At 68.8% G+C, this 16,805-nt stretch carries 14 protein-coding genes; 10 read left to right on the forward strand and 4 right to left on the reverse strand.

Annotated features, from left to right (window positions below; genetic code table 11):
• The first annotated feature begins 26 nt into the window (after positions 1-26).
• From N8I71_RS11355 to N8I71_RS11370, 4 genes are all read left to right on the forward strand, one after another.
• Complete coding sequence (locus tag N8I71_RS11355; RefSeq protein ID WP_262878099.1) at positions 27-1,517, forward strand: SulP family inorganic anion transporter; 1,491 nt, start codon at positions 27-29, stop codon at positions 1,515-1,517.
• A gap of 13 nt (positions 1,518-1,530) precedes the next feature.
• A complete protein-coding gene (locus tag N8I71_RS11360) occupies positions 1,531-2,385 on the forward strand; it encodes a universal stress protein (RefSeq protein WP_262878100.1) in 855 nt (284 codons plus the stop codon).
• A 122-nt stretch (positions 2,386-2,507) separates the two neighbouring features.
• Positions 2,508-2,846 carry a hypothetical protein gene (locus N8I71_RS11365; RefSeq protein ID WP_262878101.1) on the forward strand — a complete coding sequence of 113 codons (339 nt, stop codon included), beginning with the start codon at positions 2,508-2,510 and terminating at the stop codon, positions 2,844-2,846.
• Positions 2,847-3,045: 199 nt separating this feature from the next.
• Complete coding sequence (locus N8I71_RS11370; RefSeq protein ID WP_262878102.1) at positions 3,046-3,474, forward strand: hypothetical protein; 429 nt, start codon at positions 3,046-3,048, stop codon at positions 3,472-3,474.
• A 54-nt stretch (positions 3,475-3,528) separates the two neighbouring features.
• Here the strand turns inward: N8I71_RS11370 and N8I71_RS11375 are convergent, their stop codons facing one another.
• A complete protein-coding gene (locus N8I71_RS11375; protein WP_262878103.1) occupies positions 3,529-5,580 on the reverse strand; it encodes a sensor histidine kinase in 2,052 nt (683 codons plus the stop codon).
• Positions 5,581-5,618: 38 nt separating this feature from the next.
• Here N8I71_RS11375 and N8I71_RS11380 point away from each other — a divergent pair, with 38 nt between their 5' ends.
• The 3 genes from N8I71_RS11380 to N8I71_RS11390 all read left to right on the forward strand — a co-directional run bounded on the left by N8I71_RS11380 (position 5,619) and on the right by N8I71_RS11390 (position 10,060).
• Positions 5,619-6,257, forward strand: coding sequence for a LuxR C-terminal-related transcriptional regulator (locus tag N8I71_RS11380; protein ID WP_262878104.1), 639 nt, complete (start codon positions 5,619-5,621; stop codon positions 6,255-6,257).
• A gap of 216 nt (positions 6,258-6,473) precedes the next feature.
• Entirely contained in the window at positions 6,474-8,978 is a 2,505-nt protein-coding gene (locus tag N8I71_RS11385) for a cation:proton antiporter (RefSeq protein WP_262878105.1), read from the forward strand.
• Positions 8,979-9,097: 119 nt separating this feature from the next.
• Positions 9,098-10,060 carry a Gfo/Idh/MocA family protein gene (locus N8I71_RS11390; protein ID WP_262878106.1) on the forward strand — a complete coding sequence of 321 codons (963 nt, stop codon included), beginning with the start codon at positions 9,098-9,100 and terminating at the stop codon, positions 10,058-10,060.
• A gap of 66 nt (positions 10,061-10,126) precedes the next feature.
• Here N8I71_RS11390 and N8I71_RS11395 read toward each other — a convergent pair whose 3' ends face one another.
• Both N8I71_RS11395 and N8I71_RS11400 read right to left on the reverse strand, forming a co-directional pair.
• Positions 10,127-11,017 (reverse strand): NAD-dependent epimerase/dehydratase family protein, encoded by an 891-nt coding sequence (locus N8I71_RS11395; RefSeq protein WP_262878107.1) that lies wholly within the window; start codon positions 11,015-11,017, stop codon positions 10,127-10,129.
• Between the two features lie 74 nt (positions 11,018-11,091).
• Positions 11,092-12,279 carry a BaiN/RdsA family NAD(P)/FAD-dependent oxidoreductase gene (locus tag N8I71_RS11400; RefSeq protein ID WP_262878108.1) on the reverse strand — a complete coding sequence of 396 codons (1,188 nt, stop codon included), beginning with the start codon at positions 12,277-12,279 and terminating at the stop codon, positions 11,092-11,094.
• A gap of 71 nt (positions 12,280-12,350) precedes the next feature.
• Between N8I71_RS11400 and N8I71_RS11405 the strand changes: the two genes are divergently transcribed.
• The 3 genes from N8I71_RS11405 to N8I71_RS11415 all read left to right on the forward strand — a co-directional run bounded on the left by N8I71_RS11405 (position 12,351) and on the right by N8I71_RS11415 (position 15,277).
• On the forward strand, positions 12,351-13,139 hold the full coding sequence (locus N8I71_RS11405) for a 23S rRNA (adenine(2030)-N(6))-methyltransferase RlmJ (RefSeq protein WP_262878109.1): 789 nt from the start codon (positions 12,351-12,353) through the stop codon (positions 13,137-13,139).
• Between the two features lie 450 nt (positions 13,140-13,589).
• A complete protein-coding gene (locus N8I71_RS11410; RefSeq protein ID WP_262878110.1) occupies positions 13,590-14,429 on the forward strand; it encodes a DUF6544 family protein in 840 nt (279 codons plus the stop codon).
• A 365-nt stretch (positions 14,430-14,794) separates the two neighbouring features.
• The gene (locus N8I71_RS11415) at positions 14,795-15,277 is read left to right on the forward strand and encodes a CPBP family intramembrane glutamic endopeptidase (RefSeq protein WP_262878111.1); all 483 of its coding nucleotides are present in this window, start codon (positions 14,795-14,797) and stop codon (positions 15,275-15,277) included.
• 26 nt (positions 15,278-15,303) lie between these two features.
• On the opposite strand, the gene N8I71_RS11420 is transcribed toward N8I71_RS11415, so the two are convergent.
• Positions 15,304-16,719 (reverse strand): serine hydrolase domain-containing protein, encoded by a 1,416-nt coding sequence (locus tag N8I71_RS11420; RefSeq protein ID WP_262878112.1) that lies wholly within the window; start codon positions 16,717-16,719, stop codon positions 15,304-15,306.
• Positions 16,720-16,805: the final 86 nt, after the last annotated feature.

The raw sequence follows: 16,805 nt of genomic DNA on the forward strand, positions 1-16,805 counted from the left end.
AGCGCCGCCGGACTCGGACAGCTTTCATGTTTTCATTCGACGCCTACCGCCGCCAGTGGCTGGGCAACGTGCGCGCCGACCTTCTCGCGGGTCTCGTGGTCGCACTGGCCCTCATCCCCGAGGCCATCGCCTTCTCGATCATCGCGGGCGTGGACCCGAAGGTCGGGCTTTATGCCAGTTTCTCCATCGCCGTGATCACCGCCATCGCGGGCGGGCGTCCCGGCATGATCTCGGCGGCGACGGCGGCAACGGCGGTCCTGATGGTCACGCTGGTGCGGGACCACGGGCTGCAATACCTCCTGGCCGCGACGGTGCTGGCGGGCCTCCTGCAGATCGGGGCGGGCGCGCTGAGGCTCGGCTTCGTGATGCGCTATGTCTCGAAATCGGTGATGACGGGGTTCGTCAACGCGCTCGCCATCCTGATCTTCATGGCGCAGCTTCCCGAACTCGACCCCAGGGAGGTCACCTGGCTGACCTACGCGCTGGTCGCGGCGGGGCTGGCGATCATCTACCTCTTCCCGCTCCTGACGAAGGCCGTGCCCTCGCCGCTGGTCACGATCATCGTGCTGACCGCCCTGACGGTCGCCTTCGGATGGGACGTTCGCACGGTGGGCGACATGGGCGAGTTGCCCGATACGCTGCCCATGTTCCTCCTGCCCGACATCCCGCTGAACCTCGAGACGCTGCGGATCATCCTGCCCTACTCGGTCGCGGTGGCGGTCGTGGGCCTGCTCGAAAGCCTGATGACCCAGAACATCGTCGACGACCTGACTGACACGAAGTCGAACCGCAACCAGGAGTGCATCGGCCAGGGCCTCGCCAACACGGCCACGGGCTTCATCGGCGGCATGGCGGGCTGCGCCATGATCGGCCAGTCGATCATCAACGTGAAATCGGGCGGGCGCGGGCGGCTGTCGTGCTTCGTGGCCGGCGTGTTCCTGTTGATCCTTGTTGTGGGCCTCGGCGATCTGGTGCGCATCATCCCGATGCCCGCGCTCGTCGCCATCATGATCATGGTCTCGATCGGCACATTCTCGTGGTCGTCGATCCGCAACCTCGCGGTACACCCGCGCTCTTCCTCGGTGGTGATGCTGGCGACCGTGGCGACCGTGGTCTGGACCCACAACCTCGCCATCGGGGTGCTGGTCGGAGTGCTCCTGTCGGGGATCTTCTTCGCCGGCAAGATCGCGCAGCTTTTCCGGGTGACGAGCGAGATCAGCGCCGATGGCCGCGTGCGCACCTACCGTGTCGAGGGGCAGATGTTCTACGGGTCGGTCGAGGACTTCATGGACGCCTTCGACTTCCGCGAGGCGCCCGAGCGCGTGGTGATCGACGTCTCGCGCTCACACATCTGGGACATAAGCTCGGTGCAGGCGCTAGACATGGCGATCCTGAAGTTCCGCCGCGACGGCGCGGAGGTGGAGGTCGTCGGCATGAACGAGGCGACCGAGACGCTGGTCGACCGGCTCGGCGTGAGCGACCGGCCGGGCGCGCTCGACAGTCTCTCGGCGCATTGAGGGGGAAGAAGACATGACGACCAAGATCATCGCGCTGGTGGACGGTTCGATCTATTCCGAAAGCGTCTGCGACCATGCCGCCTGGATTTCCGGGCGGACCGGATCGCCGGTGGAACTCATCCACGTGCTCGGCCGCCGCGAGGCGGCGGAGACGCGCGACCTCTCCGGCTCGATCCGGCTCGGCGCACGTTCGGCGCTGCTGGAAGAACTGGCCGCACTCGATGCCCAGCGCGCGAAGCTGATCGCCCATCGCGGCCGCGCCATCCTCGAGGATGCGCGCGCCATCGTCGCGCGGGACGGCGTGGCCGAGGTCACGACGCGTCTGCGCCATGGCGACATCGTCGAGGCCATCGCCGAAATAGAGGCCGAGGCGCGCGTGATCGTCGTCGGCAAGCGTGGCGAGGCGGCGGATTTCGCGAAGGGGCATCTGGGCTCGAACCTCGAACGGATCGTGCGCGCCGCGCATCGGCCGGTTTTCGTCGCCTCGCGCGCGTTCCGGCCGATCGGGAAGGTCCTCGTGGCCTATGACGGCGGGCGCTCGGCGATGAAGGCGGTGGATCATATCGCGCGCAGCCCGCTTTTTGCCGGGCTTTCGGTCACCGTGGTGACGGTCGGTTCCGACACGGCCGCCGCGCGGCAAGGGCTCGGCGATGCCGCTGCCCTTCTGAAAGCGGCGGGGATCGAGGCCGAGACGCGCCTCGTGCCGGGCCAGCCGGATGCCGAGCTTGGCCGGATGGTCGAGAACGAGGGCTTCGGCATGGTCGTGATGGGCGCCTATGGCCACAGCCGCATCCGGAGCCTGGTGATCGGGTCGACGACCACCGAGATGGTCAGGTCCTGCAAGGTTCCCGTCGTCCTGATGCGCTGAGCGTCCTGGCGGGTAGCGGCGAATGAGGGATCGACCTCATGTCCCCGCGCAGCCCGCGTCTGGCATCAACGGGTCATCGGACGGGCCATGACGGTCCGTCGCCAGACCGAAGGACCCGGACCATGACCACGAATTCCATCCGCCGCGCCGCCCTCCGCCTCGCCGCCGTCACTGCCGTCGCCCTCACCGCGATGGGCGCCGGCACCGATGAGGCCGCCGCGCAGGAGCAATTCTTCAGCTACTGCTTCTACGACAACAACAACGTCAACGTGTTCGTCGGCGATCTCTCCGTCGGCTTCCAGGCCTATCCCGCCGGGCGGCCGGGCAACGCGCTCTACTACCAGCGGGTCGGCAATACCCACCGCTATGTCGGCCAGACCGGCGCCATCTACGCGCTGTTCCAGAACGGCGATGCGACCTGGAGCGACGGCAACCAGACGATCCGCCTCTATCGCTGCTGAAACCCGCGGCCCCCTCCCCCCGTCGAAAGGCGGCGCAGGCACCCCTGCGCCGCCTCTCGCATCTGTCCGCATGGTCGCGCGCGCGCCCCGAAGCGGCGCAGTATGAGGGATTGACCTCATGGGGCCGATGCGCGGCGGCGGCTAGGGTCAATTCATCGGCACAGAACGCCACACCCCATGAACCCGAAGGACCTCACCCATGACCCTCCGCATCAAGACCGCCCGCCTCCTTACCGCAGCCATCATCGGCGCCTCCGCCATCACAGGCACCTCCGCCACCCCGGCCGCCGCGCAGAACGCCGAGCTGGAAGCCGCCCTGATCGGCGCCATCGCCGCGATCATCATCGGCCAGCAGACCGGCCCGGCGCCCGCCCCGGCCCCTCCCCCCCAACCGGTCGTCGAGACGCGCCAATATTGCTTCGGCGGCAACATCAACGTCCTGACCGGCAATTTCGACGAGGGGTTCTATGCCGAGGGCCTCGGCCGCGGCGGCAACATCCTCTACTACACGCGCAGGGCCGGCACGAACCGCTACGTCAACAACGCGGGCCACATCTACATCATCTACGACGACAACTCGGCCGCCTGGCTCGGCTCGACGACGGCGGTGGACATGCGCCGCTGCTGATCGCGGGCACGATCCCCACGGATGACGCGGCGCAGACCCCTGCGCCGCGTTCCGCTATTCGGGCGGTGCCTCGCGGAGGCCCTCGATCGCCATGGTCGTCCCCCGCCCGGGCGCGCTGCGGATGACGAGGGAGAGCCCATGGTCAATCGCCAGAGCCTCGACACTCGCAAGGCCTACCCCCTCCCCTTCGGCGGCGTGCGATTGCGCGCCCCGCGCATAGCTCCCGCGAACGGCGGCCACCTCATCGGCGGACATGCCCGGCCCGCTGTCGCGCACTTCGAGGGCGATGCGCCCGTTGCGGCGGCGCGCGCCGATCACGACCGCCCCGGCATCGGTGTACTTCACCGCGTTCGAGGTCAGGTTGGACAGCATCCGGATCAGCGGGACGGGATCGGCCTCGACGATCAGGCCGCTTGGCGCGGCGCGCAGGGTCAGGCCCTTCGCCCGCGCCTCGTCGCCGAACATGCGCACGACGTTCTGCGTCAGCACCGAGACCGGGATCGCCTCGCGCGCGGGGGCGGGTCCGTGACCGGCGTCGATGTCGCTCGGCCGCGCGGCCACCATGCTGTCGGTCAGGACCGAGCGCAGGTAGTCGAGCCCGGTACTCAGCCGTTCCTTCAGCGCGGCCGGGGCGGCTTCCGCCTCCTCCAGCGCGAGCCGCAGCGACATCAGCGGCTGCCGCAGGTCGTGGCTAGTCAGGGCGAGGCGCGAGCGGTGCTGCTCGGCCAGGGTCCGGGCGCGGTCGAGGTCGCGGTGCGCGGCCAGCAGCGTCTGTGACAGGCGCAATTGCTCCTGCGAGGCGGCAAGCTCGGCCTCGCGGGCGATGTCGCGCTGGTTCCGCAGGCCGAAGGTCTGGCGCACGATGGCGGCGGCGAAGATCATCGCATCGGTGAACCACAGCACGTTGACGACCGACTGCGTCCAGATCGCGTCGATCCCCGCCGCCGCCGGCAGGTTCCGCGCCACGAGGGCGACGCCCAGCACGAGGACCATGACGCCGGCCGCGAAGAACCCGCTTCCGTCCGTTCCGAGCCGCCAGAGCAGCACCGCCGCCCAGAGCGCGTAGAGGAGAGACGCGGCGAAGATCGCGCCGCCGAAGGCCTGCCCCACCAGCGCGCTTGCCGCGATCATGCCGGCATAGAGGCCGTCGGGGTCCTCGATTGGCACCACGCCCGAGGTCATGAGCACGATCAACGCGATGACGCCGAGAACGAACACGACGACCGCAAGGATCGCCCAGAGCGCCAGCCGCACCAGCCGCCCGCCGACGCGCGCCATTTCGTGGCCCGGCGCGGCATCCTCGACGAAGGCGGCGACGAACCGGTAGTGCGCGAGGCTGAGCAGGATGACGACGATCACCGAGACGCCGTTGATGATCTGTCCCGCATTGTAGGGCACGAGCGCCGCGACATAGCCCTCGCGCGCGGCCATGGTCAGCCAGATGATCCCGAAATACACGGCATAGAGCCGCGCGGGCCGGGATTGCAGCAGGTAGGCGAAGGCGGTGAAGAACAGGATCAGCAGCGCGGATCCAGCCAAGAGGCCGCCATAGAGATGGGACCGGCCCATCATCTCGGCGTCGAGCTGAAGTTCCGGCCGCAGCATCGGCGCGGACCCAGTGATCAACCCGGCCAGGTCGAAACTGGCCCAGATCTCGATGGTCTCGCCCGCCATGATCGGAATGGGCAGCGAGACGACCCGGCGCGTCCCGGTCTCGCGTTCGCGGATGCCAGTCTCGGCCCGGTTGGTCAGGACCGGCTGATCCTCGGCCGCGCGACGCACCCACCAGGTCGCGCGCACCGCCGTCACGTCGCCCATGTCGATCCGCCAGACGCCCGAGGTGGCCGACGCGTTGACGACGCGCAGGCACCCCCAGACATCCGAGCCCAGCGCCTCGGTATCGACAAGCGCGATGCCGTCGGCCACGGGACAGGGCGCATCGGGATCGGTGGAGCGCACCATGCGCAGATGCAGGTTGCGCACCGGCGCATCGGCAAGCGCCACGACGATCGGACTGTCGTCCGCACCACGAGTGATCCCCGGCCGCGCGAGGTTGTGATACGTCAGAATCGCGATACTACTGAGGAAGGCGATGGCGAAGATCACCAGCGCCGCTCGGTTCGCGTTCAGAGAAAAGACAGACAGTGCAAGGCTCTCCGAAGAAGATCGTGATCGCCGACGACCATGCGTTGGTTCGCAACGGGCTCAAAGACATTATTGCCCGCATCGACGGCGCCGAGGTCGTGGGCGAGGCCGAGAACGGCTTCGAGGCCATCGCGCTCGGCAAGACGCTGCGCCCCGATCTGCTGCTTCTGGATGCCGGCATGCCCCTGTCGCGCGGCATGGAGGTCTTCGGCGAGGTCCGGCGCTGGTCGCCCGACACCCGCATCGCAGTCGTGACCGGGTTCACCGCCGCCCAGAGCCTGGCCGACTGGATGGCCGTCGAGGTCGATGGCCTGTTCCTCAAGTCCTGCCCCCCCGACGAGATGCAGAAGGGCTTCGAACTCCTGCTGCGGGGAGAGCGATACGTGGCACAGGAAGTTGTGCGCATCCTCGAGAACGCGACGACGGTCGAACCCCTGACGCAGCGGGAGCGGCAGGTGCTGCACCTGATCGCGCAGGGCTGTTCGAACGCGGCCATCGCCGAGCGCCTGTCGATCAGCGCCAAGACCGTCGACAACCACCGCACGCGGCTGATGGCCAAGCTCGAGGTGAACTCCGTCGCGCAGCTTCTGGCCTATGCGCTGAAGGAAGGTCTGCTGGATTCCTCGTCGCAACTCTGAGTTGGGCGTTCGCGGCGCGGGGCCGCGCGCGCCGCATGATCCCGGAGGGGGGCTTGCCGCAACGGGCGGGTCCGTCGCGAAGAGAGGCGCGCGGCCTCCGATCATCCGAACCGCTGCCGCTTCGGCCGGTGGATTGACGCGGCGATACCCTGCCAAGGGCCGCGCGGGGCATGTTTTTGGTCCTGCGGCGGCCTCCACCCATGTAGTGTCCGGCCCATGGATATCGTTCTTCTCACCACGATCATCGCGTCGCTCTTTCTCCTGATCGGCGCGGCCGAGCCGATGGCCGACCGCCTGCGGCTGCCGATGAGCGTGATCCTCGCCGTTCTCGGCGTGCTGATCGGGGTCGGCGCGCTGTTCTTCCTGCGCACGGAGCTGACCGATGTCCTCAACCCGGTGGCGGAGGCGATCCTCGGCCTGCCGATCCGGTCGAACGTGTTCCTCTACGTCTTCCTGCCGACGCTCCTGTTTCAGGCGACGCTCGGGATGAATCTTCGCCGGATGCTCGACGACTGGGTTCCGATCCTCGTGCTGGCCATCGTGGCGGTCGTCGTGGCGACGCTCAGCGTCGGCTACGCGTTGTCCTGGGCCAGCGCCTTGCCGCTTGCCGCCTGTCTGCTGGTCGGCGCCATCGTGTCGACCACCGACCCTTCGGCGGTCGTGTCGATCTTCCGTTCCATCTCGGCGCCCCGGCGGCTGGCGCGGATCATCGAGGGCGAGAGCCTTCTGAACGACGCCGCGGCCATCGCGCTCTTCGGGGTGTTCATGGGCTTCGTGATGCTGGGTGTGCCCGACCCCGACCTCGGTGCGGCGATCGCGCGCTTTCCGGTCCTGCTGGCGGGCGGCGCCCTGACCGGGTGGTTCGCGGCAAGGCTGGCCGTCTGGGTCATGGGCCTGTTCGCGCGGCACGAGCGGGCGCAGATCTCGATCTCGGTCGCCCTGCCCTACCTCGCCTACATCCTGGCCGAACAGAGCGTCGGCGCCTCCGGCGTGATCGCCGTGGTGACCGCCGGCCTGACGCTGAACCTTACGGGTCCGGGTCGCCTGCCGCCGCAGGCCTGGACCAACCTGCGCGAGGTCTGGGACCTGCTCGCTCATTGGTCCGGCGCGCTGATCTTCATTCTCGCGGCCCTCCTGATCCCCCGCCTCCTCGAAGAGGCGCGGCCCGGCGATTTCGTCCTGATCCTCGTGGTCGTGCTCGCCGCGATCGCCGCGCGGGCGGTGATCCTGTTCGGGCTCCTGCCGCTTCTCACCGTGCTTCGCGCCTCGCCGCAGGTCGAAACGCGCTACCGGGCCGCGATCCTCTGGGGCGGGCTGCGCGGGGCCGTCACGCTGGCGCTGGCGCTCGCCGTGACCGAGAGCATCCGGGTGCCGCTGGAGACCAAGCGCCTCGTCGGCATCCTGGCCACGGGCTTCACGCTCTTCACGCTCATCGTCCAGGGCACCACGCTGCGCTGGGTCATCGCCCGGCTGGGCCTCGACCGGCTCCCGCCGCTTGACGAGGCGCTTTCGCGGCAGGTCGTGGCGGTCTCGCTGCAGACGGTGCGCGAGGACCTCGCCACCAGCAACGAGAACTATGAACTCACCCGCGAGATCGTTCGCTCGGAAGCCAAGGCTTTCGGCGAGCGGCTCGACGAGGCGGTGAAGGCGGCGGAGGACAGCCACGACATCCTGGACCGCGACCGCATCACGCTGGGCCTGATCGCGCTGGCCGGGCGCGAACGCGACCTGATCCTCGAACGTTTGCGGGAACGCACGCTGTCCTCGCGGATGGCCGAGCAGGTCCTTTCGGACGCCGACCGGCTGATCGAAGGGGCGCGGACGGGCGGGCGCAGCGGCTATCAGCGCGCCGCGCGCCGGAGTGTCGCCTACGACCGCGGCTTTCGCGCCTCGGTCATCCTTCAACGCCGGCTCCGCCTGTCGGCGCCGCTTGCGCGGATGACGGCGGACCGCTTCGAGTTGCTGCTATCGCAGCGGCTGATCCTGCGCGATCTCGGAGCCTTCATCGACGGGCGTATCCGGCGCATCCACGGCCGGCGCGTGGCGGACCTGCTGCAGGAACTGCTCACACGTCGGATCGAGGCGCTGGAGACCGCGCTCGAGGGACTGCGCCTGCAATATCCCGGCTACGCGGAAGAACTGGAGCGGCGGTTCATCCGGCGCACGGCGCTTCGGCTCGAGGAGCGGGAATACGAGGCGATGCGGGGGGACGGCCTGATCGGCGCCGAAGTCCATTCCGCGCTGATGCAGGATCTCGCGAAACGCCGCGCGGCTGCGGAGATGCGCCCGCGTCTCGACATCGCGTTGCAGCGGACGGAACTCGTACGGCAGTTTCCGCTCTTTGCCGATCTCGACGACGCCACGTTGAGGCGCCTCGGCCGAGCGCTGCAAACACGCTACGCCAATGCCGGCGAGACCGTGATGCGCAAGGAAAGCCCGCCGCACAGCGTCTTTTTCATCGCCTCGGGCGCGGTGGAGCTGGAAACCGCCGGTCAGTCCTGGCGCCTGGGACGCGGCGAGATGTTCGGGCAGATGGCGATCCTCTTCAACCGGGCCCGCCGCGCCGAAGTGCATGCCATCGCGCCCTCCACGTTGCTCGTGCTGGACGAGGCGCGGTTCAGGCGCCTGCTGGATCGCAGCAAGACCCTGCGGGAGGCTGTCCGCGCAAGCGCCGAGAAGCGGGGGATTTCGTCCGATCAGATCCTGCTCGAGGAAAGGTGACGCGGCCTGCAGGGACCCCGCGGCCTTCGGTTGTGGCGGTTGCACACGGACGCAGGCCTTCCTATGCCTTGTCGGACCCGCGGGCAGGACCGCCCGCAGCAGCGAGACGGAACACAGACATGAGCGTGGCGGTATCGATCATCGGGCTGGGCATCATGGGGCGCCGCATGCTCGAACACATGCTCCGGCATCCCGGATACGAGCCGGTTGCCCTGTGGGACCCTGACCCGCAGGCCTGCCAAGCCGCCGCGGCGCTCGCGCCGGACGCCAGGATCGCCTCTTCCGCGGAAGAGGCCATGGCGGCCGCCGATCTTGTCTATCTCGCCTGCCCGCCGGTGCCACGGAAAGCCTACGCGCTCGCCGCCGCGGCCGAGGGCAAGGCGGTGTTCCTCGAAAAGCCGCTCGGCGTGGACATCGCCGAAAGCGAAGCGCTCGTCGCCGCGCTTGCGGCAAGCGGCGTTCCGGCGGCCGTCAATTTCACCCAGGCGGCCGGGGCGGCATTGACCGGGGTCGCGGAGGCCGCACGGAGCGGCGCGCTCGGCGAGGTGCTGGGGGCCGACATCGTCGTGACCTACGCGGCCTGGCCACGCGAATGGCAGAAGGCGGCCGACTGGCTCCGCTTCCGCGACGAGGGCGGGATGACACGCGAGGTGATCTCGCACTTCCTGTTCTTTTCGGAACGCATCCTCGGCCCGCTATCCGTGGTCTGGGCGCGGCCGTCCTACCCGGCCGATCCGGCGCTGTGCGAGACCCACATGCTGGCCCGGCTGGAGAACGCCGCGGGCCTTCCCGTCACGATCATGGCCAGCGTCGGCGGCGCGCAGCCGGACCGGCAGGAACTGACCATCAAGGGCTCGGCGGCAAGTCGGCGGATCACGGATTTCTACGTCGACGCGCGCTCGGATGGCGGGCCCTTCGAAGAGCTGACCGAACGGCCCGCCGATCCCCGCGCGGTCAGCCTCCGGGCGCAACTCGACGACCTTCTCCTTTGCATGCGGGGCGAAGCCAGCAGACTTGCGACACCCGCGGAGGCGCTTCGGGTGCAGAAGCTCGTCGAAGCGATGCTGGCGGCGCCGGCCTGAACGCAGAAAGACGCGGACCTTCGTCCTTGCGGCGCTCCGGGTCGTTGGCCTGGTCCGGTGCGCCCTCTAGCTCAGCACGTAATTGCGCCAATCGTGTTCCGGGCTGAAGCCGAGCAGGTCCCTGGCCTTGCGGTTGGAGTAGAACGTCTCGCGCTCGCCCATCCCGCGGTTCACGGGGACGCCTGCATAGAACTCCTCGATCAGCTGCGCGGTGGTGCGGTCGACGGAATGGCTGTCGTTCGACACGTTGAAGACCTGGTAGCCGAGCCCGTTCACGCTCAGGCACCGGTCGACCATGTGGCCGAGATCGCGCGCGTCGATATAGGCGAAGAAGTTCCTGCGCCGGAGCGCGGGATCCGCGATGTAGGCCGGAAAGTTCTCCGCGTATTCATGGGGTTCCACAACGTTGTTGATCCGGAGGCCGTAGATGTCGAAGCCGCTCCGGCGCTGGAAGCTGCGGGCCGTGGCCTCGTTGACGACCTTGGACATGGCGTAGCTGTCCTCGGGGATCGTCGGGTGCTCCTCGTCGACTGGAAGATAATCCGGCTTGCGCTCGCCGTCGGCGAAACAGACGCCATAGGTCGTCTCGGACGAAGCGAAGACGATCTTGCGCACTCCGAATTTCACCGCCGCGTCGATCACGTTGTAGGTGCCGAGCGTGTTGACGCGGAAACACTCGTTGTCTGCCGTGATGAGGATCCGCGGAACGGCGGCGAAGTGGACGACCGCATCGAAGCGCGGCACGCCCTGCCCCGGCTCCAGTTCGTCGAACCCGGCATAGCTTGCCATGACGTCGAACATCTGACCCGCGTCCGTGATGTCGGCGATCCGGTTGTCCACGCCTTCCATTTCTAGCGGCGTCAGATCGACGTTCAGGACGCGATGCCCTCGTTCGACAAGAAACCGGACCGCGTGGCGCCCGGCCTTTCCCGATCCACCGGTGAAAAGGACCCTCATCGCAACCTCCATCCAAAAGGACCTCCCCATGGCCTATCAGGCCAGCGCCGCGGGGTCGACCGGGGCGACGACGGTCAGCGCCCCCCGCCGGCGCCCGCCGCGATGGCGAGGCCGGCCGCGACGCCGGAGGACCAGGCCCACTGGAAGTTGTAGCCGCCGAGCCAGCCGGTCACATCGACAGCCTCGCCTATGGCGTAGAGCCCCGGCACGTCGCGCGCCTCCATCGTCTTGGACGAAAGCGCCGCGGTCGAGATGCCGCCCGCCGTCACCTCGGCCTTGGCATAGCCCTCGGTGCCCGTTGGCCGGAAGGTCAGCGCCGTCAGAACCTCGGCGGCCGCGTCGAGCTCGGCATCCGAGCAATTTCCCAGCTCCCGCCCGAGCCCGATGCGCGCCGCGAGCACGTCGGCAAGGCGGGCCGGCAGGTGGCGGGAGAGCGCGGCCTTCAGATGCGTCCGGGGCATCTCCTGCCGCGCGGCGCGCAGGACTGCGCCCGCATCGGGCAGGACACGGAGCGACACCGCCTCGCCCGGCGCCCAGTAGGAAGAGACCTGCAGGATCGCGGGCCCCGAGAGGCCCCTGTGCGTGAAGAGCGCGGCCTCCTCGAAGGCGACGTCCCGCACCCGGGCGACCACGGGAAAGGCCACGCCCGGAATGCCCTTGAAGGGGGCATCCTCTTCTCCGAGCGTGAAGGGCACGAGCGCCGGGCGGGGCGTCACCACATCGAGGCCGAAGCGACGGGCGATGTCGTAGGCCACGCCACTCGCACCCATCTTCGGGATGGAGGGCCCGCCCGTCGCGATCACGAGCGCCCGCGCCGTTGCGCCCGCCACGCGGAACCGCCCGTCGGAATGTCCGATCTCGCCGATCGCGGTGGACAGCCGGACATCGACGCCACCCTTCCGGCATTCCTCCAGCAGCATGGCGACGATCTGCCGGGCCGACCCGTCGCAGAAAAGCTGCCCAAGCGTCTTTTCATGCCAGGCGATGCCGTGACGCTCCACCAGCGCGAGGAAATCCCATTGCGTGTAACGGCTCAGCGCCGATTTCGCGAAATGCGGGTTCTCGGACAGGAAGTTCTCCGGCTCGGTTCCGGTGTTGGTGAAATTGCAGCGCCCGCCGCCGGAAATGAGGATCTTCTTTCCCGGCTTCTCGGCATGGTCGATGACGAGGACGCGCGCGCCGGCCTGCCCCGCGGTCGCCGCCGCCATCAGGCCCGCGCCCCCCGCCCCGAGGACGATCGCATCGTAGTCCCGTTCCGCCATTCAGGTTCCCTGTCCCGCCCGCTTGTTCCCGCCCGCTTGTCCCGACCCGCCAATCCGGCTACGCCGCCCATATGTTGTCCTATCAGCACAGTTTCCACGCAGGGAACATGGCCGACGTGCACAAGCACGCGCTTCTGGCCGTGATGCTGGACTACCTGACGCGCAAGGACAAACCGCTCAGCTACATCGAGACCCATGCCGGCCGTGGGCTCTACCGGCTGGACGCGGCAGAGGCGCTCAAGACCGGCGAGGCGGCGGTCGGCATCGGCCGGCTCGCCGCGGCCTTCCCACCCGAGCATCCCTATGCCCGCTGCCTTGCCGCGATCCGCGCACGATACGGGGCGACGGCCTATCCCGGATCTCCCCTGATCGCGGCGGACATGCTGCGGCCCGGCGACGTGATGCACCTTGCGGAACTGCACCCGAGGGAACACGAGGCCCTGAAGGAGGTGATGGCCCCCTTCGGCGCCCATGTCCTGCGCCGCGACGGCCTCGCGGCGGCGCTTTCGCTCTGTCCGCCGACACCCCGGCGCGGCCTCGTCCTGATCGACCCGTCCTGGGAGGTGAAGGACGACTACGCGACGATCCCGAAGACAATCTCGAAGCTGCGGGCGAAATGGAACGTCGGGATCATCGCACTCTGGTATCCGCTCCTGCTGGGTGGCGCGCATGGGCCGATGCTCGACGCGCTGTCCGCCCTCGATCCGGACGGGCTCCGCCACGAGGTCGTCTTCGGCCCCGCGCGCGAGGGGCACCGGATGGTCGGATCGGGCCTGTTCGTGGTGAACCCGCCCTACGGCCTTGCCGACGAGGCCCAGCGCATCGAAGCCCTCTTCGACGCGCGGCCCAAGTCCTCGTGACAGGCGGTTTCATGGCGGGGTGACGCGCCCCCCACGGTCCAAGACCGCCGGACCCTGAAGCCATTGCCGGGCGGGGACGGGACGGCGTCTCGAAGGGCTGGCCCCGCGCGCGGTGGCGAAGACGCCCGGAGACGAGCATGCGAAGCTCAGGAAGCGGCTGGCCCACGCGCTCCTCGGCCATGCGAAGCCGAGGGACCTGGCGGCGAAGAAGGTGGCGCAAGACGTGAGGCAATGGCGCCCGGAGTGGAGATCCCCGGAGTGGGTCGGCGCGAGGCGCTCGACATTGCCCTTGCCGGGCCGCATCCGACCGGATGACTTTCGCGTCCATGGGCCGCTTCCTGAAAATCGCGCGCCGCCGGACATCCGCATCTTTCCAGGCCTTGATCCAGATCATCGCTGCGACGGCCGTGTTGGCATGGATGGGGGCATCCCTTGCCAAGCAGCAGCACGATGAACTTCCTTCTCGCTTTCGCGGCCGCCGTCCTTGTCGCAACCGGAGCACTCGGGGCCTTGCGGGCGTTCGACCGGCGCGCCGATCGTGTGGAATGGCAACGCCTCAGGGCGCTTCAACCGCAAAAGCCGGATGCGTTCAGCCGGGACATGGTCGCCCATCTGCCCGGCCCCGCGCGGCGGTATTTCGGGTTCGCCATCTCGGAGGGTGCACCGATCTTGCCGGTTGTGGAAATCGACATGGGGGGTCTCTTGAGCCTCGGCACGAAAGAGGCACCGAACTACCGGAGGATGGACGCGCACCAGATCCTTGCGGTTCCCGAGGGCTTCGTCTGGTCCATGCGTTCCCGCGGCGGGATGCCCGTCGCGCTTTCCGATTCAGGGATGTGGACACGGTTCTGGGCCATGGGGCTTTTTCCGGTCGCAAGGCTCGGCGGCGATCCGGACCACGCGAGGTCCGCCTACGGGCGCTATGCGGCAGAAGCCGCGATCTGGGCGCCCGCCGCACTGCTGCCGGGTCCCGGCATCGCGTGGTCGGAAGTGGACGGGAACACCGCCCGCGTGACCGTCAGGCACGGCGCGCTGGAGCAGTCGGTGGATGTGACCGTTGAGGCGGATGGAAGGCCGACCGTCGTGCGCTTCGACCGCTGGAGCGATGCCAACCCCGATGGCATCCACAGGCTGCAACCCTTCGGCGGCCATCTGTCGGACTTTCGGGAGGTCGACGGCTACCGCCTGCCCTTCCGCGTGGAGGCCGGCAACATGTTCGGCACCGACGACTACTTCCCCTTTTTCCTCGCCGAGGTCACCGGCATCCGTTTCCCCAGGGCGCGCAAATGACGGGGTCAGGTGCACCTCGGGCCAGCAGGCCAGGCGCGCGGGACGCGACGCCCGCCAGCGATGCGGCGGAGGCGAAAAGCCCCGGTGCCTGCATGCGACAGGCGGTTGTCTTCTCGATACTGTCGCTCGCCCTCTCGTGGTCGGCCTGGGGCTTGGCCATCCTCACGGACAGCAGCGCGGCGGGTTGGCGGGTCGCGGGTGCATTCGGGCCTTCACTCGCGGCGCTCGGTCTCGCCGCCATCTCCGGCCGAAGCGATTTGTCCCGGCTCCTCTCGGGGTTCTCCCGGTGGCGGGCTTCTCCTTGGGCCTGGGTCTTCGCGCTTCTGAGCACGGCCGCAGTCGGCGTGACGGCCCTGTTATTGGACATGGCCGCCGGAGGGGAAGTGGACTGGCCGGCTGCGCAGGTCCTGATGCTCGCCCCGGTCATCTTCCTTTGGGTCCTCGTGTTCAGCGTGGCCGGAGAGGAAACCGGCTGGCGCGGATACCTGCTGCCGCGGCTGCTCTCCCTGACCGGGCCTGTGCGCGCGAGCCTCGCTCTGGGTCTGGTCTGGGCCCTTTGGCACCTGCCGCTCTGGGCACTGCCCGGAGACTTCCATGCCGCGATACCGGCGTGGCTCTTTGGCGTGCAGATCCTCGCCGTCTCCGTACTCTACACCTGGCTCTGGCTCAGAAGCGGCGGAAGCCTTGTCCTCGCCCATGTCTTTCACGCCGCCTCGAACACGACGCTGGGCCTCCTTCCCCTGATACCCGGTGAAGGGGCCGATGGCCTGCGGCCTCTGACGATTGCGATCGGGCTTCTGTGCGTCGTGTCCGTCTTTGCCGGCTGGCGCCTGTCCCGAGCGCGGTAGGGCAAGGCGCGAAGGACAGAAGACGATCAGGTGCGTCGCCATCTCGCGGCGGCAAGCGCCAAAAGCGCCAGACCCGAAAGGATCGACGCCACGGCCAGCAGGGGCCAGAGTCCCGGAAGGATCGAAAACAGGAACAGGTAATCCTGCCGAGCCGCCCAGATCGGCCAGCCGATCAGGACAACGCCCGATATGCCGGCGGCAGCTGCACCGCCCGCCCCGCCACCAGCGCCCCTGGCCGCGCTCCAGGCGGCAAGCACGCCCGCCGCAAGAAGGGCCGCGACCGCAACCTTCGCGACCGTCTCGGCCCAGAGAACGCGCGCCATGCCGACAGGCTCGACGCCGAGGCTACCCGACCATTCCCGCAGAACCGCCGCGAAGAGCGGCCAGGCGCGCTGGCTGTTGGACAGGATCACAATGCCGTCGCCGGTTTCGGGAACGACATGCATGTGGCTCATCCAGCCATAGCCCTGCCCTCCGTGCCAGATGGCAGCGCGACCATCCGAGAGCGTCTCCGTGAAATGACCGAGGCCGTATCCCGCGGCCGCGAAGCCGAACAGGCCACCGACCTCGATCCGGGGGGCCTGCATCAGCGCGACCGTCCCGGCCGGCAACACCGCCTGATCCGAACCCGCCATGGACGCCGCGGCGAGGCGCGCAATGTCCTCCGCCGTGGCGAAGAGGCCACCGGAACCCCTCGCGGGATAGACATACGGCGCCACGGCCCGCCCGCGCAGGTCATGGCCCACCGGCATAGCGGCCGCGCGCCAGTCATAGCCTGCCCCGGTCATGCCGAGCGGCCGGAGTATCTCGCGCGCCATGAACGCGCCGAACTCCTCGCCGGCGCAATCCTCCACCACGAGCTCAAGCAGGTTGTATCCCGTGTCCGAGTAGGCGAACCCCTCCCCCGGAACACCGACCATGCGGAAATCCCCTTCGAGAAAATCGGGAAGCGTCGGCCTCGGCGCGCCGGGTCGATACCGCGCGGCGTAGTCGCCGATCCCGATACCCGCCGAATGCGAGAGAAGCTGCCGCACCGTGATGGCCGGCACGCCGTCCGGCGGCCTCCAACGAAGGAGGCAGTCCGCGATCGGCCCGTCGAGGTCCAACCGGCCGGTCTCGGCCAGCCGCATCACGCCCCAGGCCGTCACCGGCTTGGAAATGGACTCCACGCGGAAGAGCGCATCGGCGGTCATCTCCCGGCCCGCCGAGGGATCGGCCAGTCCCAGGGCGACCGGGCCGAGGAGGATACCGTCACGCAGCACCGCGATCACGACGCCCGGCACATCGTCCGCTTCCATCCGGTCTCGGGCGGTCGCCGCGAGACCCTCCAGAAGCGGGTCGCCCGCGGGCTGGGCAGCGACCGAAGATTGAGCGCAGACCGCTGCGAGCGGAGCCATCACGACCAGGAGGAACGCCGCGAGGACGACGATCGCGGCGCTCATGATGTGCGCGAACCGGGAGCGCGGCCAGATGCCGAGCCGGGGCCGAGTTGGTCTGTCCCTTGGCATTCGGCACCTCCCGGCCAGAG

Source organism: Roseicyclus sediminis (assembly GCF_025515305.1).
GTDB lineage: Bacteria > Pseudomonadota > Alphaproteobacteria > Rhodobacterales > Rhodobacteraceae > Roseibacterium > Roseibacterium sediminis.

Excerpts from the sequence above, each read along its gene's own strand:
- N8I71_RS11370 (WP_262878102.1), top strand. The coding sequence starts at position 3,046 with ATGACCCTCCGCATCAAGACCGCCCGCCTCCTTACCGCAGCCATCATC.
- N8I71_RS11355 (WP_262878099.1), top strand. The coding sequence starts at position 27 with ATGTTTTCATTCGACGCCTACCGCCGCCAGTGGCTGGGCAACGTGCGC.
- N8I71_RS11395 (WP_262878107.1), bottom strand. The coding sequence starts at position 11,017 with ATGAGGGTCCTTTTCACCGGTGGATCGGGAAAGGCCGGGCGCCACGCG.
- N8I71_RS11385 (WP_262878105.1), top strand. The coding sequence starts at position 6,474 with ATGGATATCGTTCTTCTCACCACGATCATCGCGTCGCTCTTTCTCCTG.
- N8I71_RS11390 (WP_262878106.1), top strand. The coding sequence starts at position 9,098 with ATGAGCGTGGCGGTATCGATCATCGGGCTGGGCATCATGGGGCGCCGC.
- N8I71_RS11410 (WP_262878110.1), top strand. The coding sequence starts at position 13,590 with ATGAACTTCCTTCTCGCTTTCGCGGCCGCCGTCCTTGTCGCAACCGGA.
- N8I71_RS11405 (WP_262878109.1), top strand. The coding sequence starts at position 12,351 with ATGTTGTCCTATCAGCACAGTTTCCACGCAGGGAACATGGCCGACGTG.
- N8I71_RS11360 (WP_262878100.1), top strand. The coding sequence starts at position 1,531 with ATGACGACCAAGATCATCGCGCTGGTGGACGGTTCGATCTATTCCGAA.
- N8I71_RS11400 (WP_262878108.1), bottom strand. The coding sequence starts at position 12,279 with ATGGCGGAACGGGACTACGATGCGATCGTCCTCGGGGCGGGGGGCGCG.
- N8I71_RS11365 (WP_262878101.1), top strand. The coding sequence starts at position 2,508 with ATGACCACGAATTCCATCCGCCGCGCCGCCCTCCGCCTCGCCGCCGTC.
- N8I71_RS11420 (WP_262878112.1), bottom strand. The coding sequence starts at position 16,719 with ATGAGCGCCGCGATCGTCGTCCTCGCGGCGTTCCTCCTGGTCGTGATG.
- N8I71_RS11415 (WP_262878111.1), top strand. The coding sequence starts at position 14,795 with ATGGCCGCCGGAGGGGAAGTGGACTGGCCGGCTGCGCAGGTCCTGATG.